This is a genomic window from Paraburkholderia lebeckiae, from assembly GCF_014201005.1.
GTDB classification, from domain to species: Bacteria; Pseudomonadota; Gammaproteobacteria; order Burkholderiales; family Burkholderiaceae; genus Paraburkholderia; species Paraburkholderia tuberum.
The window spans coordinates 13108-31098 of sequence record NZ_JACHDK010000008.1 but is presented as its reverse complement, the minus strand read 5'-3'; the positions used below and the strand labels follow the sequence as shown (position 1 = coordinate 31098).

Genomic DNA, 17991 nt, shown 5'->3' with positions numbered 1-17991 from the left:
CACGAAATTTCCTTTTGTATAACAATGGAGCGGGCCCGCAGCCCATGTGGAATCGGCGCAGGCTTTTTTTGGCAACAAGGACGCGGCGAGCAATAACCCGCTTTCCGAGTTAATCGAGTAAATACGATTTATTCTGAAGCGCGACGAAATAATGCTGTCAACGAAACATATTAAAATATGTCACCGGATGCCGATTAGCCGCGCTGCTCACCCGGGAAGCCCGGCCAGGCTAGAGATCAATTTCAATCAGGATAATAATAGGCGACACCGGCGTTGCTATCACGTGGCGGTTATCGTTTCCCCCGCAGAGCACCGGCGCATTGCGTTCGAGTTTTTAGTGATAGATTGTGCGGGCCAAAAGAGCGGACCGAAGTTTGTCTGCCAATAACCGCGAAGAGATGTTTGCGAGCCTGAGAGAGCCAAAAAATTGTCGCTACACTTTATCGAGCAGATGGCACCGCTACTGGACGCCGCCGACGAGGCGGAATGGTTCGGCGTGATCACGGGCTTAGCCGAAACGTGGGGCTTCGACAAGATTCTGGTCGCGATGCTGCCGCGGCCAACCATGCGTCTCGAGGACGCTTACCTGCGCAGCACTTACGCACCGGCATGGCGCCAGACGTACGACGAGCACGGCATGGTGCATATCGACCCGACGGTCGCACACTGTCTGTCACGCTCATCGCCGCTGGTCTGGACGCCCGAGATTTTCGCCAGCCCGGCGCAGCGATCCCTGTATGAGGAAGCTCGCTCGTACGGCCTCGGCGCGGGCGTGACGCTGCCAATTCATGGGCCGAATCAGGAAGCCGGCATGATGTGCTTCGTCAATGACGACAAGCCGTCAGACGGGTTCAGGCGCCATGTGAATGCCGCATTGCCGAACCTCGTGCTGTTGCGCGACCTCGTGATCGACACCAGCAAACAGCATCTGAATTCACATGCGCAGACCTTGATGCCGAAGCTCACGCCGCGCGAGCGAGAATGCCTGAAATGGACCGCACGCGGCAAATCCACGTGGGAGATATCTCACATCCTGAGTTGCTCGGAAGCGGTGGTGAACTTCCATATGAAAAACATCAGGGCGAAATTCGGCGTGAATTCGCGGCGTGCGGCAGCCGTGATCGCGGCGCAGCTTGGGCTTATTGACCCGGGTTGAGCAGCGCGGCCGCGTCGCGGCTGTACATCACACGTTCGGCGCGACCCAGATCGGCGTCCGACACGGTCTTCGTGAAGTACAGACCCAGCAGGATCGACACCGGCGCCGGGATCTCCGCGCCCGACTCGAAGCGGCTGCCGCGCGATTGCGTGACGCCGAAGCGAGCCCAGAAACGGCGCTGGCTCTCTTTTTTCTTCTTCCGGTAGGCAATGATCAGAACGCGATCCACTGCCGAAGAGACCTCCGAAGGGCGCGCCTGGAGGTGGGTTTGCGATTGCCAGTGATTGTCGAGGAGTTCCATTTTGGACCCTTGTAGGTTGGGGGCGAAGACGTGTCTGAATTCTGATATACCCGATAAGCATCCACACCTATCCAGGTAGGTAGGTGGCGCAAAGATTCAGAATGCATAAGTTTTCCTGCGTATCTGGCAGCCCCCCAACGCGTACAGGAGAACGTCATGCAAACCACGATCCGAATTGGACTCCGGCAGGAATTCGACAACGAACTGATCAACGAGATGTACCGCTTGCGCGCCCGTGTCTTTCACGGCCGGCTCGGCTGGGAAATTCCGACCATCGCGGGAATGGAGATAGACGGCTACGACGCGCTCGGGCCGTACTACATGCTGATTCAGGGCGAAGACGAACGGTTGCGCGGCTGTTGGCGCCTGATGCCGACCGAAGGTCCGAACATGCTGAAAGACACCTTCCCGCAGCTACTGCATGGCGCGGCCGCGCCGGTCGGGCGACATATCTGGGAACTGAGCCGCTGGGCGATCGAAACCGGCGGTGAGGAACAGTCGTTTGGTTTCACGGATATGACAATCCGCGCAATTCAGGAAGTGATGCGCTTCGCGCAGCGCATGGGCATCACGCATTACGTCACGGTGACCACCACGCCGATCGAGAGGATGCTGCGCCGAGCCGGCCTCGACATCAGCCGGCTCGGGCCGCCGCTGCAGATTGGCGGCGAGCGGGCCGTCGCGCTCGACGTCGCGGTAAGCCCGAAAACGCTGACCTCGCTGTTCGGGCCGGTCGCCGTCGCTGCTTGAGCCTCGCCGAAGCGCGGCCTGTCAAAAGTCGCGACGCCTTCACCCGCGCGCGCGGACTCAGGAACCGAACATCCGTTCCAGCGCGTTCTCGAGATGCGCGCGCATTGCGGCGCCCGCGCCCGCCGCGTCCTTGCGGCGGATTGCGTCGAGCACCGCCATGTGTTCGGCCTGCACCAGCTGCTGCCTCTCCACCGTCTTGACGAGCGACAGATTGCGCGACAGGTTCATGCTGAACAGGATCTGTTCCTCGATGAACGACATCACCGTGATGAAAAACGGATTCTTCGACGCACGCGCGACCGCCTGATGAAACAGGAAGTCATCCTTCGCGCCGATCCCCTGCGCCTCGATGATGCGCTCGAGTTCGTCCCACGCGTGCTGGATCGCGGCGATGTCGTCGGCGTCGGCCTTCAGCGCTGCCTGCGCGGCCGCGCCCGCCTCGGTCACGATGCGAAACTCATAGCAGCGTCGGATATCGGACAGCGTTTCGAGCGGCGCGAAGCGGCGTACGTCCGGATCGGGGCGCCGCGCGACGGTCGTGCCAGAGCCGTGCCGCGTCGAGATGATGCCGTCGGCCCGCAATCGCGCGAGCGCTTCGCGCACGGTCGGTCGGGACGTTGCAAAACGCTCCGCCAGCGCGTGTTCGGTTGGCAATCGCTCGCCTTCCTTGTACTCGCCTTCGAGGATGCGGTTGAGAATGTCGCCGTAGATCTGGTCGGGTAAGCCCTTGGTTTTTCGATCGTTCATCAGCGGACTGGCCAGCTTGTCTGAATATGGCTTGATTGTAAGGCCAACCCTCTTTCGGCTTCAGCAAAGTTTTACGGGTTGTAAGCATGCTAGGCCGCTTCGCGCGCGCCATTTTGTCCGCACCGCACCGGATATTTGGCAAATGTTTGATTTACATCCTGGTCCGGTGCATCTTTTCCGGCAATCATCTAAGCTTTATTGGTATAAAAGATCAATAAACCTGCCACGGCTAGCAATGTGGCAGATGCATTTTTGACGCGGAGCCGATATGTACACACGCATCCTTGTAGCGGTCGACGGCAGCAATACCTCGCGCCGTGCGTTTGAAGCGGCGCTCGATCTCGCCAGATCGAATGGCGCGGTGTTGCGGCCATTTTATGTCGTCGAAAACACGCCGATGTACTTCGAGGCGCCCGGCTACGACCCGTCGATCCTGCGCAACCGCCTGATCGAGGAAGGCCAGGAGCTGCGTGCCGAGTTCTCGAAAGTGATGGCCGAGCAAGGTGTGAAGGGCGACCCGGCGGTCTCCGAGGCTTCGTCGCTCGGCGATGTCGCCGAGATCGTGCTGCAGGCCGCCGCCGAATTCAACGCCGACCTGCTCGTGATGGGCACGCACGGCCGGCGTGGCTTTCAGCGGCTGATTCTCGGCAGCGTCGCCGAACGCTGCGTGCGCCAGGCCACTCTTCCGGTTCTGCTGGTACCGTCCGCCGCGGGCACCGACAAGAAACCCGCCTGACTCTTTCATCAAGCGCGGGGCGGCACGCCATGCGCTGCCCTGCCGGAATCGAGCCACCACGCTACCCGTCGACGGGCGACGTCGATATAGGCCGCGGCGGCTCACCTTCTCACCTTCGTCAGAGCACCGCCGTTGCTCGGACTGCCGAGCAGCGAACGCGTCACTTTGCCGCCAGTTGCGGGTCATAGCGGGTGGGACAATTTCAACACTACCAATAATCACGCGTAGAACATGCTGAATCCCACTGCTGTGCCCCCTCCCTCGACCCGCTCCGCCGGCAACCGCGAGGCCGTGGCGGCACGCGCAGCCGCACGTACCGCCACGCGCTGCTCCAGCTGTTCGATGCGTCAGATCTGCATGCCGCAGGGGCTGTCGGCGGAGGAACTGCCGAAGCTCGAAACGCTGATCTGTTCGGCGCGCTCGGTGCCGCGCGGCGAAGCGCTGTATCGCAGCGGCGACCGCTTCGACAATATCTACGCGGTGCGCTCCGGCTCGATGAAGACCGTGATGGTCCACCGCGACGGCCGCGAGCAGGTCACAGGACTGCGTCTCGCCGGCGAGCCGCTCGGGCTCGACGGCATCAGCGCGGACATCCATGCGTGCAGCGCCGTCGCGCTGGAAGACAGCACGGTGTGCATCGTTCCATATAGCGCGCTGAAGCTGCTATGTCGCGAAATCAGTTCGATCCAGGAACGCATGCACAAGCTACTGGGCGCGCAGATCGTCAGCGAAGCCGCGCAGATGATGGTGCTCGGCTCGCTGTCCGCCCACGAACGCGTCGCCGCCTTTCTGCTAGACGTGTCACAGCGCAATGCGCAGCGCGGCTACTCGTGGTCGGAGTTCAATCTGCGTATGACGCGCGAGGACATGGGCAGCTACCTCGGCATGACGCTCGAAACGGTCAGCCGTACCCTGTCAAGATTTCAAAAACGCGGCCTGATTGACACGCGGGGCAAGCACATTCGCATCGTCGATCTCGAAGGCTTGCGGCAGATCTAGCGGCCGGAGTGGCCTGGACGGTCGCGCTGTTCGTCTTGGCACGCCGCCTGCGAGCGGGTAGAGTTTTCAGACCGTCCCCCCCCAGGACAACCGTGTTGCATGGAGACCCGGCCCCAATGAATCGCGACCCTGTCCCGCATCATCCGCTCGTACAGCGCCTGCTCGACGCGCGTCAAGTCACCGACGACCTGTTTGCGATCGTCAAACCCGACTACCTCTATGAACGGCCAATCCGCGAGCGTCACCGCGTCGTGTTCTACATCGGCCATCTCGAAGCGTTCGATCGCAATCTGCTCGACCAGCGTCTGTTCGATCTGCCGGCTTTCGCGCCGGAACTCGACCAGCTGTTCGCCTTCGGCATCGATCCGGTAGACGGCGGCTTTCCCACCGATCAACCCGGCGATTGGCCGTCGCTCGACGCCGTGCGCGAGTATGCGACGCGCGCGCGCCGGCAGATCGACACCGCGCTCGACGAACTCGGCAACCCGGCGCACGACGAGGCGGCCGTGCAGCTGCTGAACGTCGCGATCGAGCATCGGTTGATGCATGCGGAAACGCTCGCGTACATGCTCCATCAGTTGCCACTCGCGCAGAAGAACACCGCGTTGCGCGAGCCGGTGGTGACGAGCGAGGAGCAGCGCGACGCGTTGTCGTCGATGGTCAGCGTGCCGGCCGGCACGGCCGTGCTCGGCATGCCGCGCGAGGCCGGCCGCTTCGGCTGGGACAATGAGTTCGGCGAAATGAGCGTGGACGTGCCCGCGTTCGAGATCGATCGATACATGGTCACGAACGGTGCGTTCCTCGAGTTCATCGAAGACGGCGGTTATCGCGAGCCGAAGTGGTGGTCGCCGAAGGACTGGGCGTGGAAGGAAGCGGAGCACATCGAGCATCCCGCTGGCTGGTCGCAACGCACGGCGCAAGACCGTCGCCCCGCATGGACGCTGCGCACGATGTTCGACGACGTGCCCTTGCCGCTCGACTGGCCCGTCTACGTGAGCCACGCCGAAGCGAGCGCCTACGCGCGCTGGGCCGGCAAAACCCTGCCGACCGAGGCGCAATGGCAACGCGCGGCCCACGGTGCGCCGCAAGCGGCATCGGGGAATTTCGATTTCCGCAGTTGGGATCCACGGCCCGTCGACGCGCATCCGGATAATGTCAGCACGTTCGGCACGGAAGGTCAGTTCGGCAACGGCTGGGAATGGACCTCGACGCTTTTCGAAGCGCTGCCGGGCTTCGAAGCGTTTCCGTTCTATCCTGGCTATTCGGCCAACTTCTTCGATGGGCAGCACTACGTGCTGAAGGGCGGCTCAGCGCGTACCGCGCTGTGCATGCTGCGGCCGGAATTTCGCAACTGGTTTCAGCCGCATTATCAGTATGTGTATGCGGGGTTTCGGTGTGTGCGTGGTTGACAAATAAAGCAAAAAGTGAATCCAAATGCCATCTTCTGCTTTAGCGAAAGAAACGATCAACTATTGCTTTAACGGCTAGCGTTGCCAAGATTTCTTGACCTCAGCTTGGTGCGAATCCTTTTGTACAGTTCCTCGTCCTTATGCCACCATATGGACAGACCGAAATATTTCTCAATGTTGTCCTTGTTGAAAGTGAGCCCGATTTGTTCCAGGTAATCCGCGGCCTCACGCATGACGCGACCAATTGCAAGCAGTCAACGCCAGCCACTTGTCGCTCGCGGATGCGGTCCTGCTCCTGTGTCTTGGGGCCCGCGCGCAGACCGCGATCGCTCTCAGCCTGGCGAACCCAGTTTCTTAACGTCTCACGCGAGCAGCCCATCCTTGCGGCGATCGACTGGATCGCTTCCCACTGTATGGCGTATTCCGAACGGTGCTGAAACACCATGCGAACCGTGTGCTCGCGCACCTCCGCCGAGTACTTCGGCGCTGTCTTTCTCTTTGCTTTGTCGATGTTTCCATGACCCTATTCTCCAAGGAGTAAAGATCTCCGGAAAACCCGGGGCGCTTCAGTACTGGACAGACATCGCTGGCCTTCTCTAGGCATCGCCGGATTTAGGCTACGCAAACAAACGCTCCAAAGCCATCTCTGGCAACGCCGGAGCTGGAGGAAAGACCTTCCAGCATCCGTCGTCGTGCCGAAAGAAGAACAGCGCGAGTTTTTCGCCGCCGTGTACGGTCTCGACGCACACGAAACGCCCTTTGCCCGAGCACGGACGGCCCAGTGCCCTCACCCTTGCGCTCTCTGGAGGTTGCAACCCGAGCCACTTTTCAACTACGAAACGTAAAGATTGCTCTCCAGTCTTCATCACTTTATCCTCTCTGTCCCGCGAAAAGTCGCCTGTCGATGCACTGTTGGGTGCCCGTGCGATGCGTGTGCCAGTGCTCCAGCGCAAACCATCGACAAGCGTGCTATTTCCACATTCTGTGAACCGCAAGAATTGACGGACGGAAAGGCGGATGATCGTCCGTCCAGGTGATCGTGTCGAGCGACCAACCCAAAGACCCGGATCCACGTCGTTGGCAAACCGTATCGTGTCGGTGCCGCATCGCCTTGAGCCGCCTGCTGCTGCATCAGCCCCTGGTCATACCTCTATGCGCTTACCGATCGCTGGTCACGGATGAGATTTGCAACAAAGATCAGCCAAGCCACCCTCCTAATCTAAAAGCTCGTGAGCGACGCCAGCCACAGCATTTGCATTTACCGTGACAGTCAGCGCTACTCCAGCGCGCGGTGTGACGCAGACTGCGCCATCGCGCTGACTATAAAAACTGCTAAATATTATTCAATCAGGTATTCACCATATTATGCGGCATGACCACGAGATACAAGGGTTGCGATTGGCGGGTATACCCGAGATGGTTCGAGAACGTGCTTCAACTCATACGGCGTCTGAACGACCGGAGGCCGGATGTAAACGCCACGCGCAGCCAAAACCGCCATCAAGCCTTCAAGCACGATGGCGCGGCCCTTGTCGTAGGTGCCCAGGAGCAGTTTGCGATCTTTCGCCGACAATGCCTTGAGAAGCTGTTCCTCGATTTGCGCCGTCGAGGTGCGTACCTTGGCGCGTGATGTCCGCCGCCAACGCGGCGATACCGATCGTTCAGGCGCATCAGCCGCAACGCTTCACGCTTTAGAATCTTGTTTTCTGACAGGTCGAAGATCGCGTCGTGAAACGCCCGGTGGCGCTCAATCCAGGCGTCGCGCGAGCCGCTTGCCAGTAACTGGTTGAACTCGGCCACCATCGCCTTGAGGCTCTTCAACTGGGGCGGGGTGGGCCAGACAATGGTGGCGAGCAACTCGGATTCAAGCAGATGGCGCATCCGATAGAGTTGACGTCTCGTCACTGGACAAGGGCGCCACGAAAAACCCACGATTCGGGTCGTGTTCGATGATGTCCTCAGCTGCCAGAAGCTTGAGCGCTTCGCGCACTGGCACGCGACAGATGCCAAAACACCCGGCCAGATCGGACTGGCGAAGTTGCAACCCCGCCGCGAGTGTTCCGCGATTGATCAGTTTGCGCATCTCCGACGCGATCTGGGACGGGAAGTCGACCCCATCAAGTTCTCCAACTGTCACGATGACCGCCCGAGAATTGTATTCAATACGAAATTATATCTTGATGGTCGACGGCGCAAGGCGTCCGCGCCCCTCCTAATTGGGTCGCCCGGGCTCTCGAGGGCACGGCTATAGCCGAATGCCCGATGACGATTTCCGCATTTCCCAACAGGTTCAGAACCGCATCTGCATGCCGATGCCGATAGCGGACACATGGTCATCATACGTGGGGGGCGCGGGCAAGCCGCCGGGTGGGAAGATGGTCTGCTTCGCGACTCCGCGATTCCAGAGCTTCTTATAGAAGCCATAGAGCGAAGTGGTCTTCGAAAGATAATAGGTATAGCTGACTGCGAATGAGCGCACGCTCCAGTTTTGCGAGCGGACCTGGTTCTCGTCGCTCAGCCCGCCGTACGCAAAGCCGAACATACCCACGGCCCCTGTCGGCACCGTGAAGCCCGCTTGCCATGCCTTGTCGGTAAATCCAGGATTGTTTCGCCGCAACTGATACGTGCCGTAGAGCGAAAGCCAGTCGAACCGGTATTTGACGCCAAACGCATGTTCCAGGGTATTGGCGTCGCCACCTGGCGCCACGGTGAGACTGCGGCCCAGTCCGTAGCTGGCGACCAGACCGCCATTCGTATACCACAGCGTGCCGATCTGATACTTCGTATTCGTGGCGGCGCCCTGGTTTGAGCCAAACGAGTAGCCCACGGTCGCGCTAAGGCCACGCCAGGTGGGCGAGCTGTATTGCAGCGCATTGTCCTGGCGGGCGGGATCCTGCAGCGGGTTGAAGATCCACGGTCGCGGTTCCTCGCCGGTCACCGACCCCAGGACCGATCCTGCAGACATCAAGATCGGGTCGAACGTCGTGCCCCATACGTAGCCTGCCGTCTGCAAGCGCCCCCCGATGAGCGTTCCCCACTGGCTGTCGATGCCGACATACGCCTGGCGGCCAAACTCCCGACCGCCCTGCCCGAGCGTTCCATTGTTAATGTTGAAGCCACTTTCAAGAACTGCAATTGCAGTCACGCCGCCGCCAAGATCCTCCTTGGCGCGAATGCCCCATCGTGATCCACCCAGTCCGCCCGAATTGAGGCTGCTCACGCTTGTGGCGGAGTTCTTGAAGTACCCGTAAAACACGTCAGCAACGCCGTAAAGCGTGACGCTCGACTGAGCGTGCGCTACGCACGGCAGCAAGACACCCAGCATGCATCCAGCAATCCCCTTGTGCACTTCCGTCTCCTGTCTTTTGATTTCTGGGTTGCAGGTGCTTTTCATTCCTTGCGAAATCGTGCAGCCTGCGCCCTTCTCGCCGGCTTCATTCAGATCCTCCGGGATCGCGTTCGCGTGGACGGACAGTCCACGCTTTGCAGCAGTGATGGCCAGTTGGTAGCGGGCGGCGAACTGGCTGACCGTATGCATCAGTTGGTTACTCGATATCCTCTGCTTGGTGACTGGCTTGCCGCATTGGCCGGACTCGGTGCAAATGCGAAGGAGCCGTACGACGCTGCATTTGCCGTGCTGTCCGATTCTCCAACCGTCTTTGCTATGCTCGACAAACTGTTCGGCATTCTTGCAGACATTGATGATGAAGCACTAAGCCTGGCCTGGCAGTTTTCATTGGAGGCCGCTTTGCTTGACCCGCGCATCACAAAGGAAGGCACCCGACGATCATGGCTCGCCAACACTAAAGAATACGCGATTGATGTAAAGTCAATGCCCATTGACGCAGGTAAATTCGCCGTCACTTTCAAAGATTTTTAGCGCGACGAACGGGCCAAACCGGATGTCGACCCGGGCGCCCCACGCGGCGACCTCCTGCCGCAATTCGAGGCTGCCGATCCACTTGAGCAGGAACACCGTGCGCACGACGTTGCCGAGCTCGCGCGCGGCCAGGTACAGCCGGTTCTTGCGGCTTTCGGAGCCGAACCGGCGCAGCAGCAGCGGCGACGAAATCGTACCCGCCTGGATCGCGCCATCAAACGTATCATCGAGCCCATGATGGGCTTCAAGGATTTTCGCTCCGCCCGCGTCATCCTGTCGGGCATCGAAATGATGCATATGGTCAGGAAAGGGCAGATGAAAGACGCTGGTATCCACCGGACTGTTGCCGACCAATTCTATTCGCTGATTATGTAAACAATCCTGCTCATCCAGGAGCCGCCTCGCCCTGCCATTCTCATCGCGACACAACCCCACAAAGTCAACGCCGCAAGCGGCGGGGAATCCGACCCGAAGAGATTCAACTGGAGCGGCGGGTCGGACAATCACCACGAGCCTCGCTCCCAAATCAACGCGAGACGTTCGCTTAACAGGATTCGAACCACCGCCTTTCGGCCCTCGTGAACTCCCGCACAATCGGACCTTGCAGACAGTGATGCCGCTTCAATAAGTTTCAATCTCGACTATGCGCTCTCGACCGCCGAACACTTGCATTCGCGCCGGCACATCGTCGCCTTCGTGCTATACACCCCACCTTAGCGCCGGCGTGTGCACGGCGCTGTCCCAATGCTTCGTCATCTCGTCGTCGAGCATGCAAAGTGTGATCGAAGCGCCCGCCATCTCGAGCGAAGTGGTCAGCGCGCCCACCTGCACGCGCGCAATTTTCAGATCGCGCTTTTGAAGCCAGGCGCGCGTAGAGTTGAAGAGAAGATAACGCTCGCCAAGCGGCGTGCCACCAAGGCCGTTCACAAGCACCAGCAAGCTAGCCCCCGCAGGTGGCTTGAGATCGTCGACGATAGCCGTTAGCAACTCCCCCGCGATCGTGTCGGCCGACGCAAATTTCGCGCGCCGCCTGCCCGGTTCGCCATGAATGCCGACCCCGACTTCTATCTCATCGTCGCCGATCTTGAACGTCAGCGTGCCAGCTGCCGGCACCGTGCAACTGGAGAATGCGACACCCATCGAAGCCGTGTGCTTGTTGATCCGGTCGCCAAACATCTTGCATTCATCGAGGTTCGCACCGCTTTCAGCCAGGCTGCCCACCAGCTTCTCGACGATCACCGCGCCCGCAACCCCGCGCCGTCCGGTCGTATAGCTGGAGTTCTCTACCGCGACGTCATCGTTGATGAGGACCATCGCATTTGGCACCTCGGACATCTCCGATGCCATTTCGAAGTTCATCAGATCGCCCGAGTAGTTCTTCACGATGAAGAGCACGCCGGCGCCGGTATCGACGGCCTTGGCGGCGGCCATCATCTGGTCCGGCGTCGGCGACGTGAAGATCTGGCCCGGGCAAGCGGCGTCGAGCATGCCATTGCCGACAAACCCTGAATGGAGCGGTTCGTGCCCCGAGCCGCCGCCCGATATCAGCGCGACCTTGCCAGGCTTCAGGTCCTTGCGCCGCACGAACACCGGTTCGCGATTGAGTACGACCAGGTCGGCATGGGCTGCGGCGAATCCTGCCAGACTCTCGGCGAGAAAATCGTCCACATGATTGATGAATTTTTTCACGGTCTCCTGCTCCTTTATCCGTTGGATTGCGCAAGCCGCGCGCATACCGAAGCAATCATGATCTGGCTGGAGCGCGCGCCGGGATCGATATGTCCGCGCGAACGCTCGCCAAGAAACGACGCCCGTCCCTTGGTCGCCAACATGTCGCGGGTCGCAAGCATATTCTGCTCGGCGACTTGCGGCAGCGTATCGAGCACCACGCGCGCCGCGGCGCTTTCTGCGGCAAGTTCCTGGAAGCGCTTCGCGACCGGAATCAAAACGTCCATCATCGTCTTGCTACCGACGCCGGTCTTGCCGCGTTGCCCGACAGCCTCGACGGCCGCCGCGAAGATGTGGGCGAAGCCGGTCACATCCATTGCATGGCCCACGGACGCTTTCGCCATGCCGTTCAGCAACGAGAAGAACAATGGCCCGGACGATCCGCCCACCGTGGAGAGCACCTTGGAAGCCGCGATCTCGAGCGCGGGGCCGAACGCTTGCGCCTCGATCTCCGCGCGCACCGCAAGCAGGGCTTCCATGCCGCGCAGCAGATTGAAGATGTGATCGCCATCGCCGATCTGCTGGTCGAGTGACGCGATCTCGTCGGTATGCTCCTTCAACGTCGCATAGGCAGCGTCGATGCACGCCATGACCGTTTTGCCGTTCATGTCGGAACCCTCCTGCCGTCGGCACGGAAATATAAAAGGCTGCGCGCCGGCAGCGACACGCCGACCGCTTGCCCCGGCAAAAAATTGCGCTCCGCAACGGTCGTTGCGACGACGGCGGTTCCCGCGCGATCGAGAATCAGCAGATGGCGCAGCGGCGAATATTCGAGCACCGTCAGATTAAGTGCGTCCTGTACGCCACGCGCATCGCCCACATCAGGGTCATGCAGCACGATGTCCTCGGGACGGATCGCGACAGTCGCCGTTCCCTCCGGCAGGTGCGCCGAATCGAACAGCATGGGCGGCAGCAGGTTGATCGGCGGAGAGCCGAGCCGCTGCGCGGCGCTGAGCGACACCGGATTGCCATACACCTCGCGCGGCGTGCCGAGCTGCACGAGACGCCCATGTTCGAGAATGCCGATGCGATCCGCGAGCGTGGTCGCTTCGACCTGATCGTGCGTGACGTAGATGATCGTCGCGCCGATCGTACGATGCAGGCGCTTGAGTTCGATGCGCAACTCTTCACGCAGCTTCGCATCGAGCGACGACAGCGGCTCGTCCATCAGAAACACCTTGGGTTGCCGCACGAGCGCGCGCCCTATCGCCACACGCTGCATTTCGCCGCCGGACAGATGCGTCGCCATGTTCTCGAGCTTTGATTCCATGTGCAGCATCTCCGCGACCGTGTGAACACGCGCACGCACATCCGCCTCGCTGCTGCGCCTTCTTGGCGAGCGCAACGGAAACGCCAGGTTGCCAAACACGGTCAGATGCGGATACAGGGAATATTGCTGGAAGATAAACGCGACGTCGCGATCGGACGGATGCACGCTGGTCGCAAGCGCACCGTCGATCAGCACGTCGCCCGCATCCGGCCGCTCCAGCCCGGCGATCAGACGCAGCGTCGTGGTCTTGCCTGCGCCGCTCGGCCCGAGCAGCACCACGAACTCGCCCTCCATCACATCGATCGAAAGATCGTCGACCGCGACGATATCGCCAAATCGTTTCGACACATTGCGCAACTGGATTTCAGCCATGAGCTTCTCCGTGTGCAGGAATCGTGTGAGCAGCGCACGGCAGCAGCCGGCCGCTCTGCGCGTCGTACAGCAGCGTGCGTTCCTTGCGGAACGACAAACCGACCGGCGATCCGGCAGGCAAACCATCGTCTTTTCCCACCCGCACCCTCATCACGCCCAGCGCGGTCTCGACCACCAGCACCTGATGCGAGCCGAGGTATTCATCGGCGATGACCTTGCCGCGCAGCGGGCCGTTCTGATCGATCGCCACATGCTCGGGACGAATGCCCAGCAGCACACGTTCAGCGGCGGCTTCACAGTGAGGCACCTGGACCTGTACCCCGTGCAGACGGACTTCTTCGTGCCCCGCGTCCACGCCGCCATCGACTGGCAGGAAATTCATCGGCGGACTGCCGATGAAGTTTCCGACGAACACCGTTGCCGGAAAGTGATAGATTTCGTGTGGCGGCCCGGCTTGCAGCAATTCACCCTTATTCATCACGACGATGTCGTCGGCCATCGCCATCGCTTCGCTCTGGTCGTGCGTCACATAGACGGTCGTGGCGGAGAGCGCGTTATGGAGCTTGCGCAACTCAAGACACATCAGCTCACGAAAATCCGCGTCGAGCGTGCCGAGTGGTTCGTCCATCAGGAACGCCTTCGGCTGCCGCACGATCGCACGGCCCAGCGCGACGCGCTGCCGATCGCCGCCCGACAGTCCACCGGTCTTGCGATCGAGAATGTTCTCGATACGCAGCAGGTGCGCGGCTGCATCCACGCGTGCCGCGATCTCCTTGCGCGACACATGCTCGTTCTTCAGCGGAAAGGCGATGTTATTACGCACTGTCATATGCGGATAGAGCGCGAACATCTGGAACACAAACGCGATGTCGCGCTGGCGCGCGCGCAATGCCGTCACGTCCTCACCGTCTATCAGAATCTTGCCGGAGGTGGGCAATTCGAGGCCGGCTATCATCCGCAGCGTCGTCGTTTTGCCGCAGCCGGAAGGACCCAGCAACACGACAAAGCGCCCGGCGCCGATCGTCAGACTGGTGTCGCGCACCGCGACGAAGTCGTCGAAGCGCTTGTGAAGGTTGGCAAGAACGATCGTGGACATGGTGTCAGTCCGGGAAATGGCTGGTCACGACGAACGCGAGCGCGCCTACCAGGATGACCGGAAACGACCATGTGAACAACGTCAACGAAAACGGCTGCACCAGCATCGCCATGCCGAGAACAATCAGTGCAGTCGACACCGCTTCGCTGTAGCCACGGCGCAGATAATGTCTTTGCGGCAAAACGGAGTCTCGTTTCATTTGCGCACCGCTCCGAAGGTGATGCCGCGCAACAGATGTTTGCGCAGCACCACAGTGAAGATAAGGATAGGCAGCACGAACAGGGTCGTCGCCGCCGCGACGGCCGGCCAGTCCTGCCCGCCTTCGCCGATGATGAACGGAATGAACGGTGGCATGGTCTGCGCATCGCCGCTTGTAAGCAGTGACGCGAATGCATACTCGTTCCACGCGAAGATCAGGCAGAAAATCGCGGTTGCGGCAATGCCGGTGATGGCCTGCGGCAGCACCACCTTGACGAAAGCCTGCAGCCGCGTGTACCCGTCGACGAGCGCGGCCTCCTCGTATTCGCGTGGAATCTCGTCCATGAAGCCCTTCAGAAGCCAGACGGCCAGCGATACATTCACCGCCGTATAGAGGACGATCATGCCGACATAGCTGTCGCTCAGGCCGAGTGCCCGATACATAAGGTAGATCGGAATCGCGACTGCGATCGGCGGCATCATGCGCGTCGACAGGATGAAGAACAGCAGGTCGTCGGCGAGCGGCACCTTGAAACGCGAGAACGCATAAGCCGCCAGCGTGCCGAGAAATACCGCGAGAAAGGTCGAGCCGAAACCGATCACGAGCGAATTTACGAAGCGCGGCAAGACCTTCGAAGGCCCGGCGATCACCATGCTTCGCCTGCGCACATCGCGCTCATACCAGGTCTGCGCGGGCGGCAGACTGGCGATGAACTCGGGAGTCTGCCGCGAACGGATCGTGAACAGGTTCACATAGCCTTCCATCGACGGCTGAAACAGCAGGACAGGCGGATAGGCAATCGCGTCTTCCTGCGTCTTGAAACTCGTCAGGAAGATCCACACCATCGGCAAGGTTGCAAGCAGCGCGTAGGTGATGACAACCGCCGCGGCGAAGCGCTTGCCGCGTGGCGACGACGCCACCACCGAATGTTGGGTCGTAGTCGGTCTCATCGCTGTTTCACCCGGTTGAGGGCCTTGACATAGATGTTCGCCGCACCGAACACCGTCACAAACAGAATGATGGCTAGCGCCGAAGAGTAGCCCGTCTGCCATTTCTCGAAAGCGGCACGCTTCAATGTGATTGACACGGTTTCAGTCACCGAACCCGGGCCGCCCGAAGTCAGCAGGTTCACCATGTCGAACATCTTGAAGTTTTCGATGCCGCGAAACAGCACGGCGAGCATCAGGAACGGCAAGGTCATTGGCAATGTGATCGACCAGAACTGCCGCCACGGTGTGGCGCGATCCACTTCAGCCGCTTCGTAGATGTAGTCGGGAATCGACCGTAGGCCCGCGAGGCAGATGAGCATCACGTAGGGGGTCCACATCCACGTATCGACCATCACGATGGTCCACGGCGCGAGCGACACGTCGCCGATCATCTGGAATGAACCGGGCGCAATGCCGGTGAAGAAGCCGACGATATCGTTGAAGAGGCCAGTTTGCGGTTGCAGCAGAAAGGTCCAGAAGTTGCCCACGACTGCCGGTGACAGCATCATCGGCAGCAGGATCAGCGTGGTCCAGAAGCTATGACCGCGAAACTGCCGGTTGATAAGCAACGCGAGGCCGAAACCCAGTAGAACCTCGAGTGCGACCGACCAGAACACGAAACGCGCCGTCACCTGCATCGCGTACCAGATGTCTTCGTCGCTGAGAATGTCGACGTAGTTGTCGATACCGACAAAGCGCGCCGGCACACTCGGCATATTCGACTTGAAGTTCGTGAACGACAGACGTAACGCCCAGATCAACGGAAAGATGTTGATCGCGAGCAGCAGCAGGATGGTCGGAAGGATGAACAGCCACGCAATGGCTCTGTCCGATAACCCGGCCAGACGTGTGCGCGCATGCGCCGACGCCCGCGACTCCAGCCCCGCCGACGAGAAAGGCTTGTTTGCCAACATGCCTGGCTCCTTTAAGCGGACCGGCGGCATCCGTGCAGGGGCCGCCGGTCCAGTCCTGGATACACGCTAATTCTTGGCTTCGGCCTTCAAGACCTTGTTCCAGTCTTTGACCAGCAGATCCAGCGCCTCCTTGGCCGTGCCTTTGTCGGCCACCACATAGTCATGCACGCGTTTTTGCATGTCGAGCAGCAGTTCTGCATAGGCGGGTTCAGCCCAGAAGTCTTTCACGATCGACATCGACTTCAGGAATGCCGGCGCAAAAGGTGCGCTCTGCGGAAAGTCGGGCGCATCCACCACCGACTTCGCCGCCGAATAGCCGCCCAGTTGCCACCATTTCTTCTGAACATCCGGCTGCGCGAACCATTTGATGTACTCGAGCGCGTCGTCCTTATGATCCGAATAAGAGACGACAGAAATGCCCTGTCCGCCAAGCTGCGTGTACTGCTTCAATTCACGCGGATTGACGAAGAAACCGATCTTGTCGCCGCCGACGTTCGGGTCTTTGTAGAGTCCCGGGAAGAATGCAAACCAGTTCATCTGCATCGCCACCTGGCCAGACTTGAAGGCGTCCAGTCCTTCCTGCATGTACGCGTTGGTCATGCCGGGCGCCGTGCAGCACTTGTAAAGCGCCTTGTAATACTCCAGCCCCTTGACCGCGCCCGGCGAGTTGACGAAGCCGTCCAGGTGATAGGGTTTCTTGGGGTCTTCATATTCGAAGCCGAAGTTGTAAAGCGCATTGGTCACCCCCATCGTGATCCCTTCAGAACCGCGCTCTGTAAAGATATAGGCACCGTACACGGTCTTGCCATCGATCTTGCGGCCTTGGAAGAACTCGGCCGTTTGCTTGAGTTCGTCCAGCGTGCTGGGTGGTTCGAGTTCGCGCTTATATTTCTGCTTGAACTCGGCGCGTAACTCAGGGCGCGCGAACCAGTCCTTGCGATAGGTCCAGCCAACTGCATCCGCCATGGCGGGCAACGCCCAGTAGTTCGGCGTATTCTTTGGCCACTCCGCATAACCGACGACGGTCGCCGGCACGAAGTCGTTCATCGATATCTTGTTCTTCGCGAAAAAGTCGTTGAGCTTGACGTAGTGTCCATTGACCGCGGCGCCGCCAATCCACTGGCTGTCCCCGATGATCAGATCACATAGTTTGCCATGCGAATTAAGCTCGTTGATGAAGCGATCGGCGTAACTGGTCCATGGCACGAACTCGAATTTCATTTTGATGCCGGTTTTGCTCGTGAAATCCTTCGACAGTTCGACGAGTGCATTGGCCGGGTCCCATGCCGCCCAACATAACGTCAACTGCTTGCCCTGTGCTTGCGCGCCCGTTGCCATGCCGAGTCCCAACGATATGATGGCCGCCGCTATTACCCTTGCTGACGTAAGACGTAACATTTGTCTTCTCCTTGTCTTTCTCGGGTCTCCAACCTGCTATGGAACAG

Annotated in this window: 18 protein-coding genes and 4 pseudogenes; 7 read left to right on the top strand and 15 right to left on the bottom strand. The window is 60.1% G+C overall.

Annotated elements, in window-relative coordinates:
• The first annotated feature begins 451 nt into the window (after positions 1 to 451).
• A complete protein-coding gene (locus tag HDG39_RS16815) occupies positions 452 to 1156 on the top strand; it encodes a helix-turn-helix transcriptional regulator (RefSeq protein WP_184007047.1) in 705 nt (234 codons plus the stop codon).
• Here the strand turns inward: HDG39_RS16815 and HDG39_RS16810 are convergent.
• On the bottom strand, positions 1140 to 1457 hold the full coding sequence (locus HDG39_RS16810; RefSeq protein WP_184007046.1) for a helix-turn-helix domain-containing protein: 318 nt from the start codon (positions 1455 to 1457) through the stop codon (positions 1140 to 1142). The genes HDG39_RS16815 and HDG39_RS16810 overlap by 17 nt on opposite strands.
• 156 nt (positions 1458 to 1613) lie before the next feature.
• Between HDG39_RS16810 and HDG39_RS16805 the strand changes: the two genes are divergently transcribed.
• Positions 1614 to 2207, top strand: a complete 594-nt coding sequence (locus HDG39_RS16805; RefSeq protein WP_184007045.1) for an acyl-homoserine-lactone synthase — start codon at positions 1614 to 1616, stop codon at positions 2205 to 2207.
• Between the two features lie 57 nt (positions 2208 to 2264).
• Here HDG39_RS16805 and HDG39_RS16800 read toward each other — a convergent pair whose 3' ends face one another.
• Complete coding sequence (locus tag HDG39_RS16800) at positions 2265 to 2954, bottom strand: FadR/GntR family transcriptional regulator (protein WP_018423611.1); 690 nt, start codon at positions 2952 to 2954, stop codon at positions 2265 to 2267.
• Between the two features lie 268 nt (positions 2955 to 3222).
• Here HDG39_RS16800 and HDG39_RS16795 point away from each other — a divergent pair, with 268 nt between their 5' ends.
• From HDG39_RS16795 to HDG39_RS16785, 3 genes are all read left to right on the top strand, one after another.
• Positions 3223 to 3690, top strand: coding sequence for a universal stress protein (locus HDG39_RS16795; RefSeq protein ID WP_184007044.1), 468 nt, complete (start codon positions 3223 to 3225; stop codon positions 3688 to 3690).
• Positions 3691 to 3921: 231 nt separating this feature from the next.
• Entirely contained in the window at positions 3922 to 4689 is a 768-nt protein-coding gene (locus HDG39_RS16790; RefSeq protein ID WP_184007043.1) for a helix-turn-helix domain-containing protein, read from the top strand.
• 116 nt (positions 4690 to 4805) lie between these two features.
• Positions 4806 to 6098 (top strand): SUMF1/EgtB/PvdO family nonheme iron enzyme, encoded by a 1293-nt coding sequence (locus HDG39_RS16785; RefSeq protein WP_184007042.1) that lies wholly within the window; start codon positions 4806 to 4808, stop codon positions 6096 to 6098.
• Between the two features lie 277 nt (positions 6099 to 6375).
• On the opposite strand, the pseudogene HDG39_RS35100 reads toward HDG39_RS16785, so the two are convergent.
• The 4 genes and pseudogenes from HDG39_RS35100 to HDG39_RS16765 all read right to left on the bottom strand — a co-directional run.
• Positions 6376 to 6609: pseudogene (locus tag HDG39_RS35100) on the bottom strand (transposase); the annotation flags it as partial.
• 106 nt (positions 6610 to 6715) lie between these two features.
• Positions 6716 to 6964, bottom strand: a complete 249-nt coding sequence (locus tag HDG39_RS16775) for a hypothetical protein (RefSeq protein ID WP_084754201.1) — start codon at positions 6962 to 6964, stop codon at positions 6716 to 6718.
• 608 nt (positions 6965 to 7572) lie between these two features.
• Positions 7573 to 8235 (bottom strand): annotated as a pseudogene (locus tag HDG39_RS16770) (GntR family transcriptional regulator); the annotation flags it as partial.
• Positions 8236 to 8388: 153 nt separating this feature from the next.
• Entirely contained in the window at positions 8389 to 9636 is a 1248-nt protein-coding gene (locus HDG39_RS16765; RefSeq protein WP_184007040.1) for a porin, read from the bottom strand.
• Here HDG39_RS16765 and HDG39_RS16760 point away from each other — a divergent pair.
• A complete protein-coding gene (locus tag HDG39_RS16760; protein ID WP_184007039.1) occupies positions 9631 to 9978 on the top strand; it encodes a hypothetical protein in 348 nt (115 codons plus the stop codon). The genes HDG39_RS16765 and HDG39_RS16760 overlap by 6 nt on opposite strands.
• 42 nt (positions 9979 to 10020) lie before the next feature.
• Here the strand turns inward: HDG39_RS16760 and HDG39_RS16755 are convergent.
• A pseudogene (locus HDG39_RS16755) lies at positions 10021 to 10188 on the bottom strand (Tn3 family transposase); the annotation flags it as partial.
• On the opposite strand from HDG39_RS16755, the pseudogene HDG39_RS16750 reads away from it, so the two are divergent.
• Positions 10186 to 10353 (top strand): annotated as a pseudogene (locus HDG39_RS16750) (IS6 family transposase); the annotation flags it as partial. The pseudogenes HDG39_RS16755 and HDG39_RS16750 sit on opposite strands and share 3 nt — an antisense overlap.
• 324 nt (positions 10354 to 10677) lie before the next feature.
• Here the strand turns inward: HDG39_RS16750 and dhaK are convergent.
• The 8 genes from dhaK to HDG39_RS16710 all read right to left on the bottom strand — a co-directional run bounded on the left by dhaK (position 10678) and on the right by HDG39_RS16710 (position 17944).
• Positions 10678 to 11667: a dihydroxyacetone kinase subunit DhaK gene (gene dhaK / locus HDG39_RS16745; protein WP_184007038.1), complete on the bottom strand. Its 990-nt coding sequence runs from the start codon at positions 11665 to 11667 to the stop codon at positions 10678 to 10680.
• A 14-nt stretch (positions 11668 to 11681) separates the two neighbouring features.
• Positions 11682 to 12314, bottom strand: a complete 633-nt coding sequence (gene dhaL, locus HDG39_RS16740) for a dihydroxyacetone kinase subunit DhaL (protein ID WP_184007037.1) — start codon at positions 12312 to 12314, stop codon at positions 11682 to 11684.
• Positions 12311 to 13348, bottom strand: coding sequence for an ABC transporter ATP-binding protein (locus HDG39_RS16735; protein ID WP_184007036.1), 1038 nt, complete (start codon positions 13346 to 13348; stop codon positions 12311 to 12313). The genes dhaL and HDG39_RS16735 overlap by 4 nt, the downstream gene beginning before the upstream one ends.
• Positions 13341 to 14444: an ABC transporter ATP-binding protein gene (locus HDG39_RS16730; protein WP_184007035.1), complete on the bottom strand. Its 1104-nt coding sequence runs from the start codon at positions 14442 to 14444 to the stop codon at positions 13341 to 13343. Before HDG39_RS16730 ends, HDG39_RS16735 begins: the two co-directional genes overlap by 8 nt.
• 4 nt (positions 14445 to 14448) lie before the next feature.
• Entirely contained in the window at positions 14449 to 14643 is a 195-nt protein-coding gene (locus tag HDG39_RS16725) for a hypothetical protein (protein ID WP_026226094.1), read from the bottom strand.
• Positions 14640 to 15593, bottom strand: a complete 954-nt coding sequence (locus tag HDG39_RS16720; protein ID WP_184007034.1) for a carbohydrate ABC transporter permease — start codon at positions 15591 to 15593, stop codon at positions 14640 to 14642. The genes HDG39_RS16725 and HDG39_RS16720 overlap by 4 nt, the downstream gene beginning before the upstream one ends.
• Complete coding sequence (locus tag HDG39_RS16715; protein WP_184007033.1) at positions 15590 to 16546, bottom strand: carbohydrate ABC transporter permease; 957 nt, start codon at positions 16544 to 16546, stop codon at positions 15590 to 15592. Before HDG39_RS16715 ends, HDG39_RS16720 begins: the two co-directional genes overlap by 4 nt.
• 66 nt (positions 16547 to 16612) lie before the next feature.
• Positions 16613 to 17944, bottom strand: coding sequence for an ABC transporter substrate-binding protein (locus HDG39_RS16710; RefSeq protein WP_184007032.1), 1332 nt, complete (start codon positions 17942 to 17944; stop codon positions 16613 to 16615).
• Positions 17945 to 17991 lie beyond the last annotated feature (47 nt).

Excerpts from the sequence above, each read along its gene's own strand:
- HDG39_RS16725 (WP_026226094.1), bottom strand. The coding sequence starts at position 14,643 with ATGAAACGAGACTCCGTTTTGCCGCAAAGACATTATCTGCGCCGTGGC.
- dhaL (WP_184007037.1), bottom strand. The coding sequence starts at position 12,314 with ATGAACGGCAAAACGGTCATGGCGTGCATCGACGCTGCCTATGCGACG.
- HDG39_RS16730 (WP_184007035.1), bottom strand. The coding sequence starts at position 14,444 with ATGTCCACGATCGTTCTTGCCAACCTTCACAAGCGCTTCGACGACTTC.
- HDG39_RS16760 (WP_184007039.1), top strand. The coding sequence starts at position 9,631 with ATGCATCAGTTGGTTACTCGATATCCTCTGCTTGGTGACTGGCTTGCC.
- HDG39_RS16800 (WP_018423611.1), bottom strand. The coding sequence starts at position 2,954 with ATGAACGATCGAAAAACCAAGGGCTTACCCGACCAGATCTACGGCGAC.
- HDG39_RS16710 (WP_184007032.1), bottom strand. The coding sequence starts at position 17,944 with ATGTTACGTCTTACGTCAGCAAGGGTAATAGCGGCGGCCATCATATCG.
- HDG39_RS16775 (WP_084754201.1), bottom strand. The coding sequence starts at position 6,964 with ATGAAGACTGGAGAGCAATCTTTACGTTTCGTAGTTGAAAAGTGGCTC.
- HDG39_RS16810 (WP_184007046.1), bottom strand. The coding sequence starts at position 1,457 with ATGGAACTCCTCGACAATCACTGGCAATCGCAAACCCACCTCCAGGCG.
- HDG39_RS16805 (WP_184007045.1), top strand. The coding sequence starts at position 1,614 with ATGCAAACCACGATCCGAATTGGACTCCGGCAGGAATTCGACAACGAA.
- HDG39_RS16790 (WP_184007043.1), top strand. The coding sequence starts at position 3,922 with ATGCTGAATCCCACTGCTGTGCCCCCTCCCTCGACCCGCTCCGCCGGC.
- HDG39_RS16720 (WP_184007034.1), bottom strand. The coding sequence starts at position 15,593 with ATGAGACCGACTACGACCCAACATTCGGTGGTGGCGTCGTCGCCACGC.
- HDG39_RS16795 (WP_184007044.1), top strand. The coding sequence starts at position 3,223 with ATGTACACACGCATCCTTGTAGCGGTCGACGGCAGCAATACCTCGCGC.
- HDG39_RS16765 (WP_184007040.1), bottom strand. The coding sequence starts at position 9,636 with ATGCATACGGTCAGCCAGTTCGCCGCCCGCTACCAACTGGCCATCACT.
- HDG39_RS16815 (WP_184007047.1), top strand. The coding sequence starts at position 452 with ATGGCACCGCTACTGGACGCCGCCGACGAGGCGGAATGGTTCGGCGTG.
- HDG39_RS16715 (WP_184007033.1), bottom strand. The coding sequence starts at position 16,546 with ATGTTGGCAAACAAGCCTTTCTCGTCGGCGGGGCTGGAGTCGCGGGCG.
- HDG39_RS16785 (WP_184007042.1), top strand. The coding sequence starts at position 4,806 with ATGAATCGCGACCCTGTCCCGCATCATCCGCTCGTACAGCGCCTGCTC.
- HDG39_RS16735 (WP_184007036.1), bottom strand. The coding sequence starts at position 13,348 with ATGGCTGAAATCCAGTTGCGCAATGTGTCGAAACGATTTGGCGATATC.